This is a genomic window from Kocuria sp. CPCC 205231 (assembly GCF_040980965.1).
In the GTDB taxonomy this organism is placed as follows: Bacteria; Actinomycetota; Actinomycetes; order Actinomycetales; family Micrococcaceae; genus Kocuria; species Kocuria rosea.
The window spans coordinates 17,095-39,346 of the sequence record NZ_JAVKPP010000009.1; the positions used below are offsets into that span (position 1 = coordinate 17,095).

General features: G+C 72.7%; 20 protein-coding genes. 4 read left to right on the forward strand and 16 right to left on the reverse strand.

Annotated features, from left to right (window positions below; translation table 11 throughout):
- Positions 1-27 precede the first annotated feature (27 nt).
- The 9 genes from RF640_RS10905 to RF640_RS10945 form a co-directional block, all read right to left on the reverse strand.
- The gene (locus tag RF640_RS10905) at positions 28-1,749 is read right to left on the reverse strand and encodes a hypothetical protein (protein ID WP_368827838.1); all 1,722 of its coding nucleotides are present in this window, start codon (positions 1,747-1,749) and stop codon (positions 28-30) included.
- Positions 1,750-1,832: 83 nt separating this feature from the next.
- Positions 1,833-3,140 (reverse strand): thymidine phosphorylase, encoded by a 1,308-nt coding sequence (locus tag RF640_RS10910; RefSeq protein ID WP_017832192.1) that lies wholly within the window; start codon positions 3,138-3,140, stop codon positions 1,833-1,835.
- An 18-nt stretch (positions 3,141-3,158) separates the two neighbouring features.
- On the reverse strand, positions 3,159-3,587 hold the full coding sequence (locus RF640_RS10915) for a cytidine deaminase (protein WP_017832191.1): 429 nt from the start codon (positions 3,585-3,587) through the stop codon (positions 3,159-3,161).
- Between the two features lie 7 nt (positions 3,588-3,594).
- The gene (locus RF640_RS10920; protein WP_017832190.1) at positions 3,595-4,983 is read right to left on the reverse strand and encodes an ABC transporter permease; all 1,389 of its coding nucleotides are present in this window, start codon (positions 4,981-4,983) and stop codon (positions 3,595-3,597) included.
- Positions 4,980-6,260, reverse strand: a complete 1,281-nt coding sequence (locus RF640_RS10925; protein ID WP_017832189.1) for an ABC transporter permease — start codon at positions 6,258-6,260, stop codon at positions 4,980-4,982. Before RF640_RS10925 ends, RF640_RS10920 begins: the two co-directional genes overlap by 4 nt.
- Positions 6,257-7,903, reverse strand: coding sequence for an ABC transporter ATP-binding protein (locus tag RF640_RS10930; RefSeq protein ID WP_095650476.1), 1,647 nt, complete (start codon positions 7,901-7,903; stop codon positions 6,257-6,259). Before RF640_RS10930 ends, RF640_RS10925 begins: the two co-directional genes overlap by 4 nt.
- Before the next feature lie 118 nt (positions 7,904-8,021).
- A complete protein-coding gene (locus RF640_RS10935) occupies positions 8,022-9,131 on the reverse strand; it encodes a BMP family protein (protein WP_017832187.1) in 1,110 nt (369 codons plus the stop codon).
- A 107-nt stretch (positions 9,132-9,238) separates the two neighbouring features.
- On the reverse strand, positions 9,239-10,486 hold the full coding sequence (locus RF640_RS10940; RefSeq protein ID WP_017832186.1) for an amidohydrolase: 1,248 nt from the start codon (positions 10,484-10,486) through the stop codon (positions 9,239-9,241).
- 39 nt (positions 10,487-10,525) lie between these two features.
- Positions 10,526-11,653 carry a mannose-1-phosphate guanylyltransferase gene (locus tag RF640_RS10945; RefSeq protein WP_017832185.1) on the reverse strand — a complete coding sequence of 376 codons (1,128 nt, stop codon included), beginning with the start codon at positions 11,651-11,653 and terminating at the stop codon, positions 10,526-10,528.
- 224 nt (positions 11,654-11,877) lie between these two features.
- On the opposite strand from RF640_RS10945, the gene sdhC reads away from it, so the two are divergent.
- The 4 genes from sdhC to RF640_RS10965 all read left to right on the forward strand — a co-directional run bounded on the left by sdhC (position 11,878) and on the right by RF640_RS10965 (position 15,583).
- Positions 11,878-12,258: a succinate dehydrogenase, cytochrome b556 subunit gene (sdhC, locus tag RF640_RS10950; protein WP_017832184.1), complete on the forward strand. Its 381-nt coding sequence runs from the start codon at positions 11,878-11,880 to the stop codon at positions 12,256-12,258.
- Between the two features lie 5 nt (positions 12,259-12,263).
- Complete coding sequence (locus tag RF640_RS10955) at positions 12,264-12,752, forward strand: succinate dehydrogenase hydrophobic membrane anchor subunit (RefSeq protein WP_017832183.1); 489 nt, start codon at positions 12,264-12,266, stop codon at positions 12,750-12,752.
- Between the two features lie 108 nt (positions 12,753-12,860).
- Positions 12,861-14,612 carry a succinate dehydrogenase flavoprotein subunit gene (gene sdhA / locus RF640_RS10960; RefSeq protein ID WP_017832182.1) on the forward strand — a complete coding sequence of 584 codons (1,752 nt, stop codon included), beginning with the start codon at positions 12,861-12,863 and terminating at the stop codon, positions 14,610-14,612.
- Positions 14,612-15,583 carry a succinate dehydrogenase iron-sulfur subunit gene (locus RF640_RS10965; protein WP_017832181.1) on the forward strand — a complete coding sequence of 324 codons (972 nt, stop codon included), beginning with the start codon at positions 14,612-14,614 and terminating at the stop codon, positions 15,581-15,583. Before sdhA ends, RF640_RS10965 begins: the two co-directional genes overlap by 1 nt.
- A gap of 76 nt (positions 15,584-15,659) precedes the next feature.
- Here the strand turns inward: RF640_RS10965 and RF640_RS10970 are convergent, their stop codons facing one another.
- From RF640_RS10970 to glyA, 7 genes are all read right to left on the reverse strand, one after another.
- Positions 15,660-16,766 (reverse strand): YihY/virulence factor BrkB family protein, encoded by a 1,107-nt coding sequence (locus tag RF640_RS10970; protein ID WP_017832180.1) that lies wholly within the window; start codon positions 16,764-16,766, stop codon positions 15,660-15,662.
- 11 nt (positions 16,767-16,777) lie between these two features.
- Positions 16,778-17,341 (reverse strand): 2'-5' RNA ligase family protein, encoded by a 564-nt coding sequence (locus RF640_RS10975; RefSeq protein WP_368827845.1) that lies wholly within the window; start codon positions 17,339-17,341, stop codon positions 16,778-16,780.
- A 28-nt stretch (positions 17,342-17,369) separates the two neighbouring features.
- A complete protein-coding gene (gene trpS / locus RF640_RS10980) occupies positions 17,370-18,434 on the reverse strand; it encodes a tryptophan--tRNA ligase (RefSeq protein ID WP_368827847.1) in 1,065 nt (354 codons plus the stop codon).
- Positions 18,435-18,491: 57 nt separating this feature from the next.
- Complete coding sequence (locus RF640_RS10985; protein ID WP_017832177.1) at positions 18,492-19,328, reverse strand: exodeoxyribonuclease III; 837 nt, start codon at positions 19,326-19,328, stop codon at positions 18,492-18,494.
- Between the two features lie 75 nt (positions 19,329-19,403).
- Positions 19,404-19,931, reverse strand: coding sequence for a hypothetical protein (locus RF640_RS10990; protein ID WP_031282329.1), 528 nt, complete (start codon positions 19,929-19,931; stop codon positions 19,404-19,406).
- 126 nt (positions 19,932-20,057) lie between these two features.
- The gene (locus RF640_RS10995; protein ID WP_035927009.1) at positions 20,058-20,945 is read right to left on the reverse strand and encodes a bifunctional methylenetetrahydrofolate dehydrogenase/methenyltetrahydrofolate cyclohydrolase; all 888 of its coding nucleotides are present in this window, start codon (positions 20,943-20,945) and stop codon (positions 20,058-20,060) included.
- A gap of 2 nt (positions 20,946-20,947) precedes the next feature.
- Positions 20,948-22,234, reverse strand: a complete 1,287-nt coding sequence (gene glyA / locus RF640_RS11000) for a serine hydroxymethyltransferase (RefSeq protein ID WP_017832174.1) — start codon at positions 22,232-22,234, stop codon at positions 20,948-20,950.
- Between the last annotated feature and the right edge of the window lie 18 nt (positions 22,235-22,252).

Consider the following 22,252-nt stretch of genomic DNA (forward strand, 5'->3'; position numbering starts at 1 on the left):
TCGGGACGGCCCCTGTCTCGGTCGGTCTCAGTAGTTCCAGTCCTGCAGAGCCTCGTTCATGTGCTGCGGGATGTGCGCCCCGGTGCGGGGGTACATGCGCAGCTCCTCGAGGTAGTTCTGCGCGGGCAGCCGGTCCTCGTAGCGCACGAAGGCCTCCTCGTCCGCGTAGTCGAAGGACACCTCCGGGGGGATGCCCGGGCGGAAGCGGAACATCATCGCCAGCGGGGCCCCGTTGCCCTCCACGTAGGACTCGTCCTTCAACTCCTGCACGTGCAGCAGCTCCTCGGGGACGAGGTCGAAAGTGCGGCGCTGGTCCCAGAAGCCGTTCTTCCGCACGTGGGTCAGGGCGTCGTAGTAGGTGCCCAGGGCCCGCACCCGCACGAGCACGGTGGAGACGTCCATCGCCGTGCCGTCCTCGCCGAACAGGCGCCGCTGGGCGTCCGCGAGCCGGCGCAGGACGTCGACCTCCTTGAGCACGAGGTTGCCCTCGGCCAGCTTGTCCTGGGAGGGCCGGTCCTGGACCCCCGCCGGGGCCCGGTAGGACGGGGAGACGTCGGTGGAGACCGCGGTCTCCGGGGCGGAGGAGTCGTGGTCGTCCCCGGCGGCGGTGCCGGCGGCGGCCGCGGCGGCCGTCGCGGCCGCCGCCCCGGTGGGCGCGGCCGGCTCGACGTCCTCGTGCCACTCCTCGTGGTCGACGTGGTCGGGGACCTCGTGCTGGGCGGCGCCGTGGTCGGGGACGTCGTGGGCGGTGGCCTCCCGGTCGGCGGTGCGGTGCTCGTCCTGCTCCCGGTCGGCCGCGGGGGCCTCCGTGGCGGGAGCGGCCCCGGGAACGGGCTCCGCCCCGGTGGTCGGCTCGGTGATCGGCTCGGCGGCCGGCTCAGCGCTCCGCGCGGAGACCGGGACGCCGGTCGGCTCGGAGACGGAGCCACGGGCGGCGCCGGCCGCGGAGGACCCGGCCCCACCGGCAGCGGCGGCCGCCGCGGCGGCGGGGACTCCCCCGGCCGAGTGCTCCGCGGCCGGGCCCGTCGGCTCGGACGCGGCGCCGGTCCCGGCCGCGTGGCGCTCGTCGTCGGGCCGCTCCCCGGTGGGGCGCTCACCGGCGGGCCGGTCCTCGGCGGAGCTCGTCTCCGCAGTGGACCGCGTGCCCGCGGCAGCGGCGCCCGGCGTGGGCCGCCCCGACTGCCAGGTGCGGACGTCCTCGCTGCCGTCGGCGAAGCCGTAGGTCGTCACCACGGGGCGGACCCCGTCCTGCTCCGGGCCCACCTCGATGCGGGCGTTCTGCCAGGCGCCGCGGGGCGAGGACATGGCCTCGCTGTAGAGGTCGGCCACGGGGTCGAAGAGCGGTGAGTCCTGGTCCACGGTGCCGGACTCCACGGACGGGTCGGCGTCCCCCACGGACTGCTGGGTCTGGTGGGTCATGGTGTTGCCGCGCTGGACGAGCGTGAGCACGGCGCGGTCGGCCCCCCGGGACGTCAGCCGGTCCACGAGGAAGGGCAGCGGTCCGCGGTCCGGCAGCGGCCGGACTTCCTCCGGGCCGTGCTCCTCGTGACCGTGCCCGTCCGGACCCCGGGAACCGGTGCCCCGGTCGCCGTCCCGGCCCGTTTCCCGGGTCCCGGTGTCGGGGCCGGCGGTCGGACCGGCTGGCTGCTCGGGCCGTCCGGTCTCGTGGCGCGGTGTGCTGTCCTCGGTGTTCTTCCGGAAAATGCCTCGCAGACCCAACTGGACCCACCCTTCCGAGCGTGTGCGCACGCCCTCGGTTCTCGTTTCGCGCTGGTTCTCTCCGCAGTATAGGCGGGCCCGGCATCCGGCCCCGGCGCTTCAGCGGCCGGCGATCACCGCACGGTCTCCAGGACCACGGCGCGGTCCGGCCGGGACGCCGGCGCCTCCGGGGCGATCACGGCGGCGCCCTCGAGGGCCTCCCGGGCCCGTGCGAAGCGCTCGGGGGTGTCGGTGAGCAGGGTCAGCAGCGGCTGCCCGGCCCGGACGGCGTCCCCGGGCTTGGCGTGCAGCAGCACGCCGGCGCCGGCCTGGACGGGGTCCTCGCGCCGGGCGCGGCCCGCCCCGAGGCGCCAGGAGGCCACCCCCACCCGGTGGGCGTCGAGCTCGGCGAGCACGCCGTCGGCCTCGGCCACCACGGTTTCGGACTCCCGGGCCCGCGGCAGCGGGGCGTCGGGGTCGCCGCCCTGGGCGGCCACCATGGCCCGCCACACGTCCATGGCCCGGCCGTCCCGCAGCGCCTCCGCCGGGTCGGCGTCCGGGACCCCGGACGCGGCGAGCATCTCCGCGGCGAGCGCCACGGTGAGCTCCACGACGTCGGCCGGGCCGCCGCCGGCGAGCACCTCGACGGACTCCTGGACCTCCACGGCGTTGCCGACCGCCAGGCCGAGGGGCGTGGACATGTCGGTGAGCAGGGCGGTGGTCGTGACCCCGGCGCCGGTGCCGAGGTCGACCATCGTGCGGGCCAGCTCGCGGGCGGAGGCCAGGTCCTTCATGAACGCCCCGGAGCCCACCTTGACGTCGAGCACGAGGGACTGGGTGCCCTCGGCGATCTTCTTGGACATGATGGAGGACGCGATGAGCGGGATCGACTCGACCGTCCCGGTGACGTCCCGCAGCGCGTAGAGCTTCTTGTCCGCGGGCGCCAGGCCGGAGCCCGCGGCGCAGATCACCGCGCCCACGTCCCGCAGCTGGGCCAGCATCTCCTCGTTGGACAGGGCCGCCCGCCAGCCGGGGATGGACTCGAGCTTGTCCAGGGTGCCGCCGGTGTGGCCGAGGCCGCGCCCGGACAGCTGCGGGACGGCCACGCCGTACACGGCCACGAGCGGGGCCAGCGGCAGCGTGATCTTGTCCCCCACCCCGCCGGTCGAGTGCTTGTCCGCGGTGGCCGAGCGCGCCCCGGAGCGCACGAGCGCGGAGAAGTCCATCCGCTCGCCCGAGGCGATCATCGCCCGCGTCCAGGCCGCGATCTCGTCCCGGTCCATGCCCCGCAGGAAGATCGCCATGGCCAGGGCGCTCATCTGCTCCTCGGCCACGACACCGCGGGTGTAGGCGTCCAGGACCCACGCGATCTGCCCGGGCGAGAGGGCACCGCCGTCGCGCTTGGTCCGGATGACGTCCACGGCGTCGAACTGCTCGGTCATGTGGGGTCCTTTCGGGGACTAGAGGTTCTCGGGGCCGAAGGCGTCGGGCAGCACCTCGGCCATGGTGCGCACCCCGGAGACGGTGAGCAGCCGCAGGCCGGGCGCGCGGTGCTCGTGCAGCAGCTGCCGGCACCGTCCGCAGGGCATGAGGACGTCGCCGTTCCCGTCCACGCACACGAACGCGACGAGCCGCCCGCCGCCGGACATGTGCAGCGCGGACACCAGGGCGCACTCGGCGCACAGGGTCAGGCCGTAGGAGGCGTTCTCCACGTTGCACCCGGAGACCACCCGCCCGTCCTCGGTGAGGGCTGCCGCGCCCACGGGGAAGCGCGAGTACGGGACGTAGGCGTGCTCGCGGGCGGCCACGGCCGCCTCCCGCAGTCGGTCCCAGTCGATCCGGGGCCCGTCGTCGGTCGCCTCGCCGCCGGGGCGCAGGGGCTCGTTCACGGGGCGCTCACTCCTTGGTGTAGGGCTTGCCGATGGCCGCGGGACCGCGGGAGACCCCCACGAGCCCGGCCACGGCCAGGATCGTGACGACGTACGGGAGCATGGCCAGGAACTGGCTGGGCACGGGCGTGCCCAGGAAGGACAGGATCGACTGCAGGTTGGACGCGAAGCCGAACAGCAGGGACGCGAGCAGTGCCCCGACCGGGTTCCAGCGGCCGAAGATCAGGGCGGCCAGCGCGATGTAGCCGGCGCCGGAGGTCATGTCCCGGGTGAACGCGGAGACGGAGACCAGCGTGTAGAAGGCGCCGCCGAGACCGGCGACCATCCCGCCGAGCAGCACGTTGCGGAAGCGCAGGGCGTTGACCTTCACGCCCAGGGTGTCCGCGGCCTTGGGGTGCTCCCCCACGGACCGGGTGCGCAGCCCCCAGCGCGTCCGGTAGAGCGCGAACCACACGAGCGCCACCGCGGCGTACATCAGGTAGCCGATCACGGACTGGTCGAAGACGATCGGCCCGATCAGGGGGATCTCCGAGAGCACGGGCACGGCGAAGCGCGGCAGCCGCGGCGGGGAGTTGAACACGCCCGGGTCCGACTCCAGCACCGTGGCGAAGAGGAAGCCGGTCAGCCCGGACACGAGCACGTTGAGCACCACGCCCACGATCACCTGGTTGACCCGGTAGGTGATCGAGAAGACCGCCAGGACGAGCGAGACGAGCCCGGCCCCCAGCACGGCGGCGAGCAGCCCCACCCAGGCGCTGCCGGAGAGGGAGCCGGCCACGGCCGCGGAGAACGCGCCGAACAGCAGCTGGCCCTCGATCGCGATGTTGATCACGCCGGAGCGCTCGCACAGCAGGCCGCCCAGGGAGCCGAAGATCAGCGGGATGGCCAGGGCCACGGACCCGGCCAGCAGCCCGGACAGGGACACGTCCGGGCTGCGCGCGCTGCCCACGACCCACACGAGGAAGCCGCTGACGAAGAAGAAGCCGAACACGAGCACCGCCCACCGGGGCAGGTGCGCCCCGGCCCGGGCGCGCAGGACCGCGAGGACCGTCAGCCCGGCGAGCACGGCCACGGTGACCCAGCCCCACAGCACGCCGTGCACCACGAGGTCCGGCACGCGGAAGAGGTCGCCGGCCTCCGAGACGCGGAAGCTCACCGTGTTGTCCGGGGCGTTGAGCCCGAACAGCAGCAGGGCCACGAGGCTCAGGAGGCCGAGGACCACCGGGGTGCGCCAGCTGGTGACGCCCACGACCTCGTTGGCCGCGGTCGTGGACAGCTCCGCCTCGGCCGGCGGGGGCAGGGTCGTCGCGGCGGTGCCGCCGGACGGACCGCCGGCCGGGCCGCCGGAGTCCCAGGGCGCCTGCTCGGGGCGCGGTTCCGGATGCTGCGAGCTCATGCCCGGCCTCCCTCGGTGGCGGTCGCGGTGGCGGTCGCGGTGGCGGCCGTGGTGGTGGCGCTCCCGCCGCGGCGGGAGCGGACCCGGTCCTGCCCGGTCCGCACCAGCGGCGGCAGGGCGATGAACAGGACGATCAGGGACTGCACGACCAGGACGATGTCGATGTTCGTGCCGGTCATCGACTGCATGGTGACGCCGCCGGCGCGGAACCCGCCGTAGAGCAGGCCCGCGAAGAACGTGCCCCACGGCTTCGACCGGCCCAGCAGGGCCACCGTGATCGCGTCGAAGCCGAAGGACGCGGCGACGCCCGCGGTCAGCGCGCGCTCGGTGCCGGAGATCTGGGCCACGCCCGCGAGTCCCGCGAGGGCGCCCGCGAGGACCATGACGACGACGAAGCCGCGCGTGACCGAGATGCCGGCGGTCCGGGCCGCGCGCGGGTTGGCGCCCACGGCCCGCAGCTCGAAGCCGATCGTGGAGCGCTTGAGCAGCCAGGCGACGAACACCGTGGCGAGGACCGCGAGCACGAACCCCCAGTGCAGCCGGAACTGCTCGCCCAGCAGCTTGGGGAACATCGCGGTGTCCGCGACCTGGGGGCTGACGGGGTTCGAGGAGCCCGGGCGCAGGAACGCCGGGCGGGTGAGCAGCCAGGCGACGAGGTTGAGCGCGATGTAGTTGAGCATGATCGTCAGGATCACCTCGTGGGCGCCGGTGCGGGCCTTGAGCACGCCCACGACCGCCCCCCACAGCGCGCCGCCGAGGGCCCCGGCGAGGATCACGGCGAGCAGGTGCACGCCCACCGGCAGCTGCCAGGAAAAGCCGACCCAGGCGGCCAGCGCCGCGCCGATCAGCAGCTGCCCCTGGGCGCCGATGTTGAACAGCCCGGCCTGGAAGGCCACGGCCACCCCGAGCCCCGCCAGGATCAGCGGCGTGGCCACGGTGAGGGTCTCCGCGAGCGGGTAGACCCGCTGCGCGAACGTGCTGCCGTTCGGGTTGTAGACGGCGCCGTAGAACATCGCCTCGTAGGCGGAGGACGCGGCGGCCCACATGGCCGCGACCGTGTCCCCGGGGCGGGCGAAGAGGTAGCTCGCGGCGTCGGCCACCCGGTCGTCGGTCAGGGCGATGAGGAGCCCGCCCAGGAGCAGGGCGGCGACGATCGCGAGCACGGACTGCACCGCGGAGCCGGTCCAGTCCCGCCGGGAGCTCCCGGGGGCGACGGCTGTGGGCGGCGGCGCCTTCTGCTGGTCGGCGGCCGCGGGGGCCGCTCCGGTGGCACTCATGCCTGCTCCTTCGGGTGCTGCGCCGTGGCCTGCGGGGCGCCGGCCTGCGGGGCATCGGTCGGTGGGGCGCCGGTCTGCGGGGGGACGGCCGGCTGCGCCCCGGTCCGCCGCGCGCCGTCGGGCCGGACGCCGGCCGCGCCGAGCTCCTCGGCGGTGGCCCCTGCCATCATCTGGCCCAGGACGTCGCGCGGGGTGTCGGGGCCCACGATCCCCATGATCCGGCCGTGGAAGAACACGGCGATCCGGTCCGCGAGCGCGTACACCTCGTCGAGCTCGGTCGAGACGATGAGCACGGCCACGCCCTTGTCCCGCTCGGCGACGATCTGCTCGTGGATGAACTCGATGGACCCCACGTCCACCCCGCGGGTGGGCTGGGAGGCGAGGAAGAGCTCGAGGGGCCGGGAGAGCTCCCGGGCGATGACGACCTTCTGCTGGTTGCCGCCGGAGAGGGTCTGCACGGGGGCGTCCACGGAGGGGGTGCGGACGTCGAACTGCTCGACGGCGCGGCGGGCGTTGGCCTGGACCTCGCCCAGCCGCAGGGACGGGCCGCGGGAGAAGCGGTCGTCGCCGTAGAGGTCCAGCACGAGGTTCTCGGCGACGGTGAACGGGCCCACGAGCCCGTCCGTGGAGCGGTCCTCCGGGACGAAGCCCACGCCGGCGTCGAGGACCTGGCGCACGGACTTCCCGAGCAGCTCCGTGCCGCCCAGCCGGATCGAGCCGGTGGCCCGCTCCCGCAGGCCGAGGATCGCCTCGGCCAGCTCCGTCTGGCCGTTGCCCTGCACGCCGGCCACCGCGAGGATCTCCCCGCGGGCCACGTCGAACCCGACGTCGTCGAGCAGCTTCACGCCGTTGTCCGCGACCACGGTGAGCCCGGAGACCTCCAGGGCCCGCTCCCCCGGCTCGGCCTCGCCCTTGGCGACGGTCAGGGACACGTCCCGGCCCACCATGAGGGCCGCGAGCTCGGAGGTCGAGGCCTCCGGGGACGTCTGGCCCACCACCCGGCCCCGGCGGATCACCGTGATGACGTCGGAGATCGCCTTGACCTCCCGCAGCTTGTGGGAGATGAACAGGATCGACTTCCCGGACCCGCGCAGCTGGCGCATGATCTCGAGCAGCTCGTCGGTCTCCCGGGGCGTGAGCACCGCGGTGGGCTCGTCCAGGATGAGCACCTGCGCCTCCCGCACGAGGGCCTTGATGATCTCGACCCGCTGCTGCACGCCCACGGGCAGGTCCTCGACCACGGCGTCCGGGTCCACGTGGAAGCCGTAGCGCTGGGAGATCTCCCGGATCCGGCGGCGGGTGGTCTCGAGGTCGAGGGTGCCGCCGCGGGTGCTCTCCGCGCCGAGGGCCACGTTCTCCGCGACGGTGAACACCGGCACCAGCATGAAGTGCTGGTGCACCATGCCGATCCCGGCGGCCATGGCGTCCCCGGGGCCCCGGAAGGACACCTCGGCGCCGTCCACCAGGATGCGCCCCCCGCTCGGCCGGTACAGGCCGTAGAGGACGTTCATCAGGGTGGACTTGCCCGCCCCGTTCTCGCCGAGGAGGCAGTGGATCTGCCCGGGCTCCACGACGAGGTCGACGTCCTCGTTGGCCGCGAAGGAGCCGAACCGCTTGGTGATGGACTGCAGTTCCAGCTTCATGGTGGGGTGGTCCTCCTCCTGGGCCGTCCGCCGGCCCGGGGCGGGCACGCCACCGCCGCCAGCTGCGGCCGGGGCCCTCGCTGGCGGCGGTGGGTGCGGTGGTCGGTGTCGTCCGGGATCAGGCCTGCGGCGAGTTCTCGGACTCGACGGTGACCGTGCCGTCGATGATGTCCTGGCGCAGCTGCTCGACCTCGGCGGCGAGCTCCTCGCCCACGGCCTCCTCCTGGTCGTGGAACGGGGCGATGCCCACGCCGTCGTTCTCGAGGGTGCCGACGTAGGGCTCGTTGCTGAACTCGCCCTCGGCGGCCGACTCGACGACGTCCTGCACGGAGGTGCTCATCTGCTTGAGCACCGAGGTGAGCTGGTACTCCTGGCCCTGGTCGAGGGTCTCGTAGCCGTCGGCGTCGACCCACACGAAGCGGACCTCGTCGCCGCCCCCGCCGTTGGCCTCGACCACGGCGTCGAGGGTGCCGAGGGCGGCCTGCCCGGCCACGGGCAGCACGATGTCCGCGCCCTCGTTGATGAAGTTCTGCGTGGTGGTCTTCGCCGCGGAGGTGTCGGTGAAGCTGTTGACGAAGGTGCCGTCCTGGGAGTCCTTGTCCCAGCCCAGGAGCCGGACGTCCTCGCCCTTGGTCTCGTTGTAGTGGTCGATGCCGTCGGCGAAGCCGTCCATGAACACCGTCACGGTGGGGATGTCCATGCCGCCGTAGGTCGCCACGGTCCCGCTCTGGGTGCTGCCCGCCGCCACGTAGCCGGCGAGGAACGCGGCCTCGGCCGTGTTGTAGACGAGCGGCTTGACGTTGTCGAGCTCGATCGAGGCGTCGTCGACGATCGCGAAGTTGGACTCGGGGTTGGCCTCGGCCACGGCCCGGGTGGCGTCGGCGAGGAGGAAGCCCACGGACAGCGTGAGGTCGCACCCGGACTGCACCATGGACGTCAGGTTGGGCTCGAAGTCGGTCTCGGCCTGGGACTCGGCCTGGTTGACCTCGATGCCCATGGACTCCTCGACGGCCTGCAGGCCCTCGTAGGAGTTCTGGTTGAAGGAGCGGTCCTGGAACCCGCCGGAGTCGGAGACGATGCAGCCGGTGAAGTCGGTGGCCTGCTCCTGCGCCTCGCCGCCCTCCTCGGGGGCCGCGCCGCAGCCGGCGAGCACGAGGGCGGAGGCGCCGAGCAGCGCGGCGGCGGAGAGCGGGCGGGTTCCTCGGGACGTCCGGGGCGGGAAGGTCATGGTTCCTCCAGGAGACGGGCGCGGCCGGGCGGTGATCCCGGTCACGCGGCAAGCGCGACGTGGTGCCACTCTACCCACGGGTAGTGGCGGGGCGCCGGAGGCCCGCGTTAATTCGTGGTGACGTCCGGCCGTGTCTGCCGGGAGTGCAGCCGGATGGCGCGCAGGGCCGTGTTGGTCATGACCTGGATGCCGCAGCCGATCGCGGCCTCGTCCGCCACGTAGTCCGACTGGTGCAGGTCGTAGGTGTGCCCGCCCCGCGTGCGCGTGCCCAGCCGCATCATCGCCCCGGGCACCTCCTGGAGGAACCACGCGAAGTCCTCCCCGCCCATCGACTGGTGCACCAGCACCACCGCGTCCTCGCCGAGCTCGGCGCGGGCGGCGTTCTCGATGAGGGTGGTCTCCACCTCCCCGTTGACCACGGGAGGGACGCCGCGGATGTGCTCCAGCTCCACGTCCACCCCGTAGGGCGCGGCCACCTGGTGCACGACCTCGTCGAGCAGCGTGCCCGCCCGGTGCCAGGCGTCGGCGTCGAGGCAGCGCATCGTCCCGGACATGAACCCGGTGGCGGGGATGGCGTTGGGCGCCACGCCGGCGTGCATCTGGCCCCACACCACGGCCACGCCGGAGCGCACGTCGATCCGCCGGGAGAGCACGGCCGGGACGTTGACGGCGATCTGGGCCATCGCGTAGACGAGGTCCTGCGTGAGGTGGGGGCGGGAGGTGTGCCCGCCGCGGCCGGTGAACTCGATGCGCACGGTGTCGGAGGCGGACGTGATCGCGCCGATCCGGGTGCCGACCTGGCCGACGTCGACCTTGGGCTCGCAGTGCAGGGCGAACATCCGGGGCACGCCCTCGAGGACGCCCTGGCGCAGCACGGTGAGGGCGCCGCCGGGCAGCTGCTCCTCGGCGGGCTGGAAGACGATCCGCACGGTCCCGGCGATGTGTGCGGTCCGGTGCAGGTCCGCGAGCACCTTCGCCACGCCCACCATCACCGTGGCGTGGATGTCGTGCCCGCAGGAGTGCGCCACGCCGTCGTTGACGGAGGAGTACTCGAGGCCCGTGCCCTCCTGGATCGGCAGCGCGTCGATGTCCGCCCGCAGGCCCACGCCGATCGGGCCGTGCCCGATGTCCACGTAGCACCCGGTGTCCGAGAGCCGCACCGGGGACAGGCCCATGTTCTCCAGGGCGCCCACGATCCGGTCCGTGGTGCGGAACTCCTGGTAGGACAGCTCCGGGTGGCGGTGCAGGTCCCGCCGGAAGGCGATCAGGTCGGGCAGGTAGCGCTTGAGCAGGGGGCCGATGGCGGGCGGGAGGCCGGCCTCCAGGGCCGCGGCGGAGGATGGCGCGTCAGGCATCTGTCCAGACTACTCCCGGGCGCGCGCCGCCCCCGACGCTCACAGGACGTCCGTGTTGCCGCTCTGCTTGAGGGAGGCCACCGCGTCCTTGACGCGCTGGGCGTGCTCCCGGGTGGTCACCAGCAGCGCGTCGTGGGTGTCGACGACGACGATGTCCTCGACCCCGATCAGCGCGATCAGCCGGCCCGTGTCCGAGACGACGATGCCGCTGGAGCTGTCGGAGAGCACCCGGCTGTTGTCGCCGAGGACCGTGACGTCGGGGTCGGTCTCGGGGTCGACGTGGTTGAGCCGCCGGATCGCGGCGAAGTCCCCGACGTCGTCCCAGGTGAAGCTCGCCGGGACCATGGCCACGTCCCCGGCGGCCGCCGCGGGCTCGGCCACGGCGTAGTCGATCGCGATCTTGGGCAGCCCGGGCCACACCCGGTCCACCACCTCGTCCTGGGCGGGCGTGCCCCAGGCGTCGGCGATCTCGGTGAGCCCCGCGTGCAGCTCCGGCTGGCTCGCGGCGAGGTGGCGCAGCATCAGGGACGCGGGCGCCACGAACATCCCGGCGTTCCACGTGTAGTTGCCGCTCGCCACGTAGTGCCGGGCGGTGTCCTCGTCGGGCTTCTCGACGAACTCCTCGACCTGCAGGGCGTGGGGCGCGTCCGGCAGCCCGAGCTGGGCGCCGGCCCGGATGTAGCCGAAGCCGGTGGCCGGGGAGCTCGGCGGGATCCCGATCGTCACGATCCGCCCCGAGGCCGCCGCGGCCACGGCCTCCCGGACCACGTCCTGGAAGGCGCCGGCGGGCTCGATCACGTGGTCGGCCGCGAAGGACCCGATGATCGCCTCGGGGTCGCGGCGCTGGACGAGCATGCAGGCCAGGCCGATGGCCGCCGCCGAGTCCTTCGGGGACGGCTCGAGCACGAGGTCGCCGGTGGAGAGCTCCGGGAGCTGGCGGCAGACCGCGGCCGCGTGCGTGCGCCCGGTCACGACCATGACCGGGCCGTCGCCCAGGCCCGCGAGCCGGTCGTACGTGGCGCGGAGCAGGGAGGAGCCGGAGCCGGTGAGGTCGAGCAGGAACTTGGGGGCGTCGGCCCGGGAGAGGGGCCACAGCCGGGAGCCCACCCCTCCGGCAGGGATGAAGGGGTGGAAGTGCGCGAGTGGGGAGGTCACGGAGAACACCATACGACGTCGCCCGGGAGCCCGCGGAAAACGACGTGCGCGCGCGGCGGAACCCGTGCGCCCGTGCGGGACAGCCTGTCAGTAAACACCGGTCGTGCTGGTATCGTGGGAGGGAACTCGCGCATCATCCGACACAGAGCCGGAGGGCTCCGCTCACGTCGTGCGCAGTGCGAATTCCCGAACATTTCTAGAGCGCACGACGGCGAGCGACTCAGGGAGGTTTTTCAGTGGCGAAGACATCCAAGGGCACCCTGTACCGCGGCCAGGCTCATGGCCAGTGGTCCTGGGTGGCCCATCGCATCACCGGCGTGGCCATCTTCTTCTTTCTCTTGGTCCACGTCCTGGACACGGCGCTCGTGCGGGTCTCCCCCGAGGCCTACAACGCGGTCATGGCGACCTACAAGAACCCGGTCATGGGCCTGGGCGAGGCCGGCCTCGTGGCGGCCATCGTCTACCACGCCTTCAACGGCCTGCGCATCATCATGGTCGACTTCTGGTCCAGCGGCACCAAGTACCAGAAGCAGATGCTCTGGGGCGTCCTGGCCCTGTGGGTCGTCGTCATGATCCCCTTCCTCATCCGTCACCTGTCCCACGTCTTCGGGGGTTAATCACTATGAGCACTCCGCTCAAGGCAAGCATCTCGGTCCCCCGGAGCAAGGACCTCGAGGTCAACGGCATCAAGTACAACCGCTCCTCGTCCCGCCGCAACAACTTCGAGATGTTCGCGTGGCTGTTCATGCGCCTGTCCGGCGTGATCCTGCTGGTGCTCGTCTTCGTCCACCTCTGGGTCAACCTCGTGGGCCCGGAGGGCGGCGTGAACGCCGTCGACTTCGCGTTCGTGGCCGGCAAGTGGGCCAGCCCGTTCTGGCAGGTCTTCGACATGCTCCTGCTGTGGCTGGCGATGCTGCACGGCACGAACGGGCTGCGCGTGATCATCGACGACTACGCGGAGAAGGACCGGACCCGGTTCTGGCTGAAGGTCTTCCTCTTCACCACGTCCGCCTTCGTGATCCTGCTCGGCACCCTCGTCATCTTCACCTTCGAGCCCTGCCCGGCCGGCGCGGACCCCGCGCTGCTCGCGAGCTTCTGCACCGCGGGCTGATCCCTGCCGGAGACGGCCCGCCCCGCGGCGGGCCGTCTCCGCCGTCCGGTCACAGGCGACCGGGCCCCAGCACATCCGACGGAACACCCAACAGAAAGAACAACCGGTATGCAGGTTCACAAGTACGACGTGGTCATCATCGGCGCCGGTGGTGCCGGTATGCGCGCCGCCATCGAGGCCGGTCAGCGCTCCCGCACTGCCGTACTGACCAAGCTGTACCCCACGCGGTCCCACACCGGCGCGGCGCAGGGCGGCATGTGCGCGGCCCTCGCCAACGTCGAGGAGGACAACTGGGAGTGGCACACGTTCGACACCATCAAGGGCGGTGACTACCTGGTCGACCAGGACGCCGCCGAGGTGATGGCCAAGGAGGCCATCGACGCCGTCCTCGACCTCGAGAAGATGGGCCTGCCGTTCAACCGCACCCCCGAGGGCAAGATCGACCAGCGACGCTTCGGCGGCCACACCCGCGACCACGGCAAGGCCCCCGTGCGCCGCGCCTGCTACGCCGCGGACCGCACCGGCCACATGATCCTCCAGACGCTGTACCAGAACTGCATCAAGCACAACGTGGAGTTCTTCAACGAGTACTACGTCCTGGACCTGATCATGACCGAGGTCGACGGCCAGCGCCGCGTCGCCGGCGTCGTCTCCTACGACCTCGCCTCCGGGGAGCTGCACGTCTTCCAGGCCAAGTCCGTGGTCTTCGCCTCCGGCGGGGCGGGCAAGGTCTACAAGACGACCTCCAACGCCCACACGCTCACCGGCGACGGCATGGCCATCGCGTTCCGCAACGGCCTGCCCCTCGAGGACATGGAGTTCATCCAGTTCCACCCCACCGGCCTGGCCGGGCTGGGCATCCTCGTCTCCGAGGCCGCCCGCGGCGAGGGCGGGATCCTGCGCAACGCCGACGGCGAGCGGTTCATGGAGCGCTACGCCCCGACCATCAAGGACCTCGCCCCCCGCGACATCGTGGCCCGCTCCATGGCCAACGAGGTGCGCGAGGGCCGCGGCGCCGGGCCGAACAAGGACTACGTCCTGCTCGACCTCACCCACCTGGAGCCGGCGCACATCGACGCGAAGCTGCCCGACATCACGGAGTTCGCCCGCACGTACCTGGGCGTGGAGCCCTACACCGAGCCCGTCCCGGTGTTCCCGACCTGCCACTACGCCATGGGCGGCATCCCGACCAACATCAAGGCCGAGGTGCTCCAGGACAACGAGAACGTGGTCCCGGGCCTGTACGCCGCCGGCGAGGTCGCCTGCGTGTCCGTGCACGGCTCCAACCGCCTGGGCACCAACTCGCTGCTGGACATCAACGTGTTCGGCAAGCGCGCCGGCATCTACGCCGCCGAGTACGCGCAGCGGGCCGAGTTCGTGCCCGTGCCGGACACCGCCCTGGACAGCACCGTGGCGCTGCTCGACAACGCCCGCAACGGCACCGGCACCGAGAAGGTCGCCGCGATCCGCAAGGACCTGCAGGACACCATGGACCTCAACGTCCAGGTGTTCCGCACCGCCGACACCCTGCAGACGGCGCTGGACGACATCGCCGCCCTCGAGGCCCGGTACGCGAACATCTCCATCCAGGACAAGGGCAAGCGCTTCAACCTGGACCTGCTGGAGGCCGTGGAGCTCGGCTTCCTCCTGCAGCTCGCGAAGGTCATGACCGTGGCCGCCCTGCACCGCACCGAGTCCCGCGGCGGGCACTTCCGGGAGGACTTCCCGGAGCGCGACGACGCCAACTTCATGAAGCACTCGATGGTCTACCTCGACCCCTCCTCCCCCACCGCGGGGATCCGGCAGGAGACGAAGCCCGTCATCTTCACCCGCTACGAGCCCATGGAGCGTAAGTACTGATGTCTACCGCACACACTCCCGACCGGCCCGAGGACGGCCGCGACGACGACCCCCAGGACCGCGCCCCCGAGCACGGCCACGCCCCGGGCCACGCCCAGGACGACCGTGCCGGCTACAAGACCGACGCGGACGCCGGGTCGGTCGACGAGCGCGACGAGGCCGCGGCCCCGGCCGTGGACCCCGCCGCCGAGAACGCCGAGGGCGGGGAGCCCGCCGCGCGCGTGGACCTGCCCGAGGAGCAGCAGGGCAGCGACGAGATCCCGACCTTCGACCTCACCCTGCAGATCCGCCGCTACAACCCGGAGGTCTCCGACGAGGTCCGCTGGGACGAGTACAAGCTGACCATGTACGGCACCGACCGCGTGCTGGACGCCCTGCACAAGGTGAAGTGGGAGATCGACGGCTCGCTGTCCTTCCGCCGCTCCTGCGCGCACGGCGTGTGCGGCTCGGACGCCATGCGCATCAACGGCCAGAACCGCCTCGCCTGCAAGGTGCTGCTCAAGGACCTCGACCTGTCCAAGCCCGTCACGGTGGAGCCCATCAAGGGCCTGCCGTGCGAGAAGGACCTGATCGTGGACATGGAGCCGTTCTTCCAGTCCTACCGCGAGATCATGCCGTTCCTCGTGGCCGGCGGCAACGAGCCGACCATGGAGCGCTACCAGTCCCAGGAGGACCGGGCGCGCTTCGACGACACCACCAAGTGCATCCTGTGCGCCGCGTGCACGTCGTCCTGCCCCGTGTTCTGGACCGACGGCCAGTACTTCGGTCCGGCGGCGATCGTCAACGCGCACCGGTTCATCTTCGACTCCCGCGACGACGCGGGGGACCTGCGCCTGGAGATCCTCAACGACAAGGAGGGCGTGTGGCGCTGCCGCACGACCTTCAACTGCACCGAGGCGTGCCCGCGCGGCATCCAGGTCACGAAGGCCATCGCCGAGGTCAAGAACGCCATCCTGAGCCGCTCCATGTGAGCGTGCCCCCGGACCGCCGCGGCCCGTCCCCTGCACGGCAGGGGGCGGGCCGCCGTCGTCCGTGCGCGGCGGCGGCTCAGCGGCGCCCGGTCAGGGTGGCCATGGGCACCACGGTGATCGCCACGTTCTCCCCGTCGGGGTGCACCCGCCCGCCGCGCTGGTCCGCGTGCACGATCGCCCCGATCGCCGCCGAGAACAGCAGGATCTGGTTGAACAGGTAGAACCACAGGAGCACGCCCACCACGAGGGCGACCGAGAGAAGGTACGGGTTGGTGGTGGCCCCGGCGACCACCGTGCCCCCGATGTAGCGCAGCGCGAAGCTGCCGGCCGCCGCGGCGAGCACGGTGACGGTCAGGGCGCGGCGGGTGATCCGCAGCCCGGCCACGCCCCGCACGAGCTCGAGGGCGAACAGGGCGTCCAGCACGACGACGAGCAGGGTGCTCAGCGCCCAGGTCAGCCCGGTGCGCAGCCAGTCGGGGCCGCTGCCCCAGCCGAGCTCGCCGGCGGTGTCCAGCAGGAAGCCCAGGAGGCCCGAGGCCGCGCCGTTGGCCACGACCGAGAGGGCGAGCAGCACGCCCAGCAGCAGCAGCCCCAGCAGGTCCCGCGGCACGGCCGCGATGGGCAGGCCCTGCGCGGGGGGCACCTCGAAGAGCCGGCGGAACGCGAGCCGCACCCCGGAGACCCAGCGCCAGCCGGAGAAGAACAGGACCGCGGCGCCGATCACCGTGGCCAGGGTGAAGGGCCGGGTGTCCTCGAGCAGCTCGAGGGGGACCACTCCCCCGTCCCCGGTGTCCAGCAGGCCGGGGACGCGCTCGGTCACGGCCTCCACCACGGCGTCGCGCACCAGGGGGTCGTTGCCGAGGAACACGCCGATCACGGAGAAGCCCATCACCAGCAGGGCGGTGGACGCGAAGATCAGCACGAAGGACAGGCCCGCCGCCATGAGGGGCCCGCCGTGGAAGAGGTAGTGCAGGACCACGCGGACCGGCATCCGCCGGTAGGTCTCGGCGAGCGCCACGGCGAGCACCGAGCCGGCCAGCCCGAGGGCGCCGGCGCCGGCGGCCCGCTTCTCGCGCAGCAGCGCCCGCTGGCGCAGGGCCTCGCGCCGCATGCCGTGGCGGTCGATCGCGCGCGGCGGCAGCTCGGGGGCGGGGCCGGTGCGGGGGCCGGCGCGGGTGCTCATGGCCGGGCGGCTCAGCGCCGGTCGGGGTCGCGCCCCGTGAAGGGGAACTCCTCGCGGATCCGCCAGACGCCACGGCCGTCGAGCTCGTAGAGACCGATCCGGTCCACGAGGAACCCGGCGCGGTAGGTCCGCAGCATCTCCTGGGCGCGGTCGAGGTCCTCCTCCTCCACGGCCTGGGCGATCGTGACGTGGGGGTGGAACTCGAAGGGGGACGCCGAGACGAGCTGCTCCTCGTGCAGGGCGTCGTGCAGCGCGCGGCACTGCTCCTCGCCCTCCTGGATGCGCAGGTAGACCACCGGGCTCACGGGGCGGAACGTGCCGGTGCCGTTGATCTCCACCCGGAACGGCTCCCACTCGCGGGCCACGGCCCCGACCCGCTGCACGACGTCCGCCCAGCGCTCCGCCTGCGGGGCGATCATCAGCGTGATGTGCGCCGGCACGGCGTAGGAGGCGGGGTCCCCGAAGGACGCGCGCCAGTCCTGGAGTTCCCGGCCCACGGGCTCGGGCAGCTCGATCACCACGCCCGCGTACACCTGGCCGGGGCGGATGGTGGGGGACTGCTGCGTTCGGGTCAACTCAACTCCTCACAGAACGGGACCCAGCCTAGCCCAGCCCCCCGGACCCGCCCAGGCGCGGCAGGAAGCCCATCCGGTCGTAGACCCCCGCCAGGGTCCGGACGGTGATCTCGCGGCCCTTCTCGGCGCCCCGGGCGAGGAGGCGGTCCAGCTCCGCGGGGTCGTCCAGCAGCTCCTGGGCGCGGGCCTGGATCGGGTCCAGGGTCTCGGTGACCACCTCGGCCAGCCCCACCTTGAGGTGGCCGTACAGCTTCCCCTGGTACTCCGCCACGAGGTCGGCCACGGGCCGGCCGGTGAGCGCCGAGTACACGGTCAGCAGGTTGGCGATGCCCGGCTTGGCCTCGCGGTCGAAGCGGATCTCCGTGCCGTCGTCGGTGACCGCGGACTTGATCTTCTTCGCGTTCTTCTTGGCCGGGTCGAGCAGCCGGATCAGCCCGCTCTCGGACGCGGCGGACTTGGACATCTTGGCGGTGGGGTTCTGCAGGTCGTAGACCTTGGCGGACTCGGCGAGGATCTTCGCGTCCGGCACCACGAACGTGTCCCCGAAGCGGGTGTTAAAGCGCTGGGCGAGGTTGCGGGTCAGCTCGAGGTGCTGGCGCTGGTCCTCCCCCACCGGGACCTGGTGCGCCTGGTAGATCAGGATGTCGGCGGCCATGAGCACCGGGTAGGCGAACAGGCCGACCGTGGCGTTCTCGGCGCCCTGCCGGGCGGACTTGTCCTTGAACTGCGTCATCCGGGACGCCTCGCCGAAGCCCGTGATGCAGTTGAGCGCCCAGGCCAGCTGGGCGTGCTCGGGCACGTGGGACTGCACCAGCAGGGTGGAGCGCTCGGGGTCGATGCCCGCGGCGATGTACTGGGCCGCCGTGACACGGGTCCGCTGGGCCAGGGCGGCCGGGTCCTGCTCGGCGGTGATGGCGTGCAGGTCGGCCACGAAGAACACGCACTCGTTGTCGTCCTGCAGGTCCACCCAGTTGCGCACGGCCCCCACGTAGTTGCCCAGGTGCAGGGAGTCCGCCGAGGGCTGCACCCCCGAGACGACACGGGGTCTGCCGGAGGCGGTGGGGACGTCGAACGGTACGGGCTCAGGGGTCACGGTGCGGGGTCCTTCGATCGGGCGGGCGCCGGCGGGGGCGCGGAGCGGGCGAACGGGTCAGAGCTGGTAGTCGACCACCACGGGCGCGTGGTCGGAGAAGCGGGTGTCGTAGCTGGGGGCGCGGTCCACGGCGGCGGTCACCGCCCGGGCCGCGAGCCCCGGGGTGGCCATGTGGTAGTCGATGCGCCACCCGGCGTCGGTGTCGAAGGCCTTGCCTCGGTACGACCACCACGTGTACGGCCCGGGGACCGGGCCGGCCAGCTCCCGGGCGACGTCCTTGTACCCGTGCTCGCCGAAGAAGCGGTCGAAGTAGGCGCGCTCCTCGGGCAGGAAGCCGGCGTTCTTGACGTTGCCCTTCCAGTTCTTGATGTCGAGCTCGGTGTGCCCCACGTTGAGGTCGCCGACGACGAGCACGTGCTCCCGCGTGCGGGCGAGCTCGGGCAGCCGCTCGCTCATGACGTCGAGGAAGCGGTACTTGTCGTCCTGGCGGGGGGTGCCGACCTCCCCGGAGTGGACGTAGGCCGAGACCACGGTGAGCGTGGTGCCGTCGGCCAGGTCGTGGTCCGTCTCGACCCACCGGCCCGCGGTCTCGAAGTGCTCGTGGCCGATGGAGTCGCGCCGCCGCACGGGCAGCAGGGACCCGTCCCGGGCGTCCCGGCGGGTGGCCACGGCCACGCCCGCCCGGCCCTTGTCGGCGGCCTCGGCGTGGTGGACGTCCCACACCTGCTCGTCGAGCAGGTCCCGGACGATCCGGTCGGGGGCCCGGACCTCCTGCAGGCACAGGATGTCGACGTCACGGCCCGCCAGCCAGTCGGCCATGCCGCGCTTGTAGGCGGCGCGGATGCCGTTGACGTTGACGGTGGCGACGCGCAGGACGTTCTCGGGGCGGGACATGCGGGGGCACCTGGCTTCCGGGTGGTGGTGAGCGGGGGTCGTGCTGCGGGGGTTCGTGCCGCGGGGCGGTCGGGGTCAGTCGACCACGGTGCCGCTGAGGGGCTCCTGGCGCAGCATGCTCATCCCGTTGCCGGCCGTGATGTCGATGGTGTCGAGGGCGCGGTCCAGCGCCTCGCGCTCGGGGCCCTCGACGGGCAGCGCGGCGAGCTCCTGCTTGATCACCTTGGACTGGACCAGGACGATCTGGAAGCTGTGGGAGAGCTTCTCGTCCCGCATGGAGCCGGCGGCGGCGGACCCGGTGACGGTGGGGGCGCGGCCGGAGCCGGTGCGCAGCTGCTCCCGGGCCTCGTCGACCTGCCGGCGGCCGAAGCGGGCGGCCTTGCGGACCATGAGCACCACCCAGGTGGCGAGCAGCAGCCAGCCGAGGGCGATGCCGGCGAGCGCCCAGCCCAGCCACGAGTTGGCGTTCGCGGCCTGCAGCAGCGCCACCACGAAGATCACCACGAGCACGGCCAGTCCGATCACCGTGCCCCACAGGGCGGTGCGGGAGGCGGGCTCGGCGGCCGGGGCGGTGGACGGGGTCGGGGATCCGAGGGAGCGCATGGTCCCCATTGTCTCAAATCCCGGCCCGGGCCACGAACCGGCGCGGGCGCCGTCCCCGCCCCGCGCCGGGGACGGCCGCGCCCCCGGGAGCGAGGGCTCCCGGGGGCGCGGCGCGGTGGACGGCGCTCAGCGGAGGCCGGCGTGCCGCTCCGCGGTCTCCACCACGTTGAGCAGCAGCATGGCCCGGGTCATGGGCCCCACCCCGCCGGGGTTGGGGGAGATCCAGGAGGCCTTCTGCGCGGCGGCCGGGTCGATGTCCCCGGTGAGCCTCTTCTTCCCGGTCCCGGGGTCCTCCACGCGGGAGACCCCGACGTCGAGGAGCACCACGCCGTCCTTGAGGCTGTCGGCCGTGATCATGTGCGGCCGCCCGGCGGCGGCCACGACGACGTCGGCCTGGGCCAGCAGCGCGTCGAGGTCCTGCGTGCCGGTGTGGGCGAGGGTGACCGTGGCGTTGATCTCCTTGCGGGTCAGCAGCAGCCCGATCGGCCGTCCGACGGTCACGCCGCGGCCCACGACGAGCACGTGCCGGCCCGCGAGCTCGACGTCGTTGCGGCGCAGCAGCTCGATCACCCCGTTCGGCGTGCACGGCAGCGGGGAGGTCATCGGCTCGGAGACGTTGAGCACGAGGCGGCCGAGGTTGGTCGGGTGCAGCCCGTCGGCGTCCTTGTCCGGGTCGATACGCTCGAGGATCGCGTTGGTGTCGATGTGCCCGGGCAGCGGCAGCTGGACGATGTAGCCGGTGCACGCGGGGTCCGCGTTGAGCTCGTCGAGGACGCGCTCGAGCTCCTCCTGGGAGACGTCCGCGGGCAGGTCGCGGCGGATCGAGGAGATGCCGACCTCGGCGCAGTCCTTGTGCTTGCCGCCCACGTAGGAGTGCGAGGCGGGGTCCTCGCCCACCAGCACCGTGCCGAGGCCGGGGGTGACCCCCCGCTCCGCCAGCACGGCCACGCGCTCGGCGAGCTCGGTCCTGATGGCGGCGGAGGCCGCCCGTCCGTCGAGGATCCGTGCGCCCACGCTCACCACTCCTCGAGGCCGTCGTAGAGCGGGAAGTCCGCGGCCAGCCGGTCCACGCGGGCCCGCAGGGCGTCGATGTCGGCCCCGGGCTTCAGGGCGGTGGCGATGATCTCGGCGACCTCCTCGAACTGCGGTGCGCCGAAGCCGCGCGTGGCCAGCGCGGGGGTGCCGATCCGCAGCCCGGAGGTGACCATCGGCGGGCGCGGGTCCCACGGCACGGCGTTGCGGTTGACGGTGATCCCCGCCCGGTGCAGGAGGTCCTCGGCCTGCTTGCCGTCCAGCTCGGAGTCGCGCAGGTCCACCAGCACCAGGTGCACGTCGGTGCCGCCGGTCAGCACGGACACCCCGGCCCGGGCGACGTCGTCGGCCCCGAGGCGCTCGGCGAGGATCCGGGCGCCCTCGACGGTGCGCTCCTGGCGGGCGCGGAACTCCTCGGTGGCCGCGATCTTGAAGGCCACGGCCTTGCCCGCGATGGCGTGCATGAGCGGGCCGCCCTGCTGGCCCGGGAAGACGGCGGAGTCGATCTTCTTCTTGAGCTCGCCCGTGGTGAGGATCACGCCGGAGCGGGGTCCGGCGAGGGTCTTGTGCACGGTCGAGGTGACCACGTGGGCGTGCGGCACGGGGTTGGCGTGCAGGCCCGCGGCCACGAGGCCGGCGAAGTGGGCCATGTCCACCCACAGCTTCGCCCCGACCTCGTCGGCGACCGCGCGGAACGCCTCGAAGTCCAGCTCCCGCGAGTACGCGGACCAGCCGGCCACGATGACCTGCGGGCGCTCGGCGAGGGCCTGCTCCCGGACCCTGTCCATGTCGATCGTGTAGGTGTCGGGGTCGACCTCGTAGGCCGCGATCTCGTAGAGCTTGCCGGAGACGTTGAGCTTCATCCCGTGGGTGAGGTGGCCGCCGTGGGCCAGGGAGAGGCCCATCAGCTTGTCGCCGGGGGTCATGAGCGCCTGCATGACGGCCGTGTTGGCCTGGGCGCCCGAGTGCGGCTGCACGTTGGCGTGCTCGGCGCCGAACAGGGCCGTGGCCCGGTCCCGGGCCAGGTTCTCGACGACGTCGACGAACTCGCAGCCGCCGTAGTAGCGGCGCCCGGGATAGCCCTCGGCGTACTTGTTCGTCAGCACCGAGCCCTGGGCCTCGAGGACCGCCCGGGGCGCGAAGTTCTCGGAGGCGATCATCTCGAGGGTGCCGCGCTGGCGGCCGAGCTCGTCGGCGATCGCCGCCGCGATCTCCGGATCGACCTCGGCGAGGGGCTGGTTGGTGACGGACGGGGACGTGCTCGTGGACATGCCGCTCCTGAAGTCGGG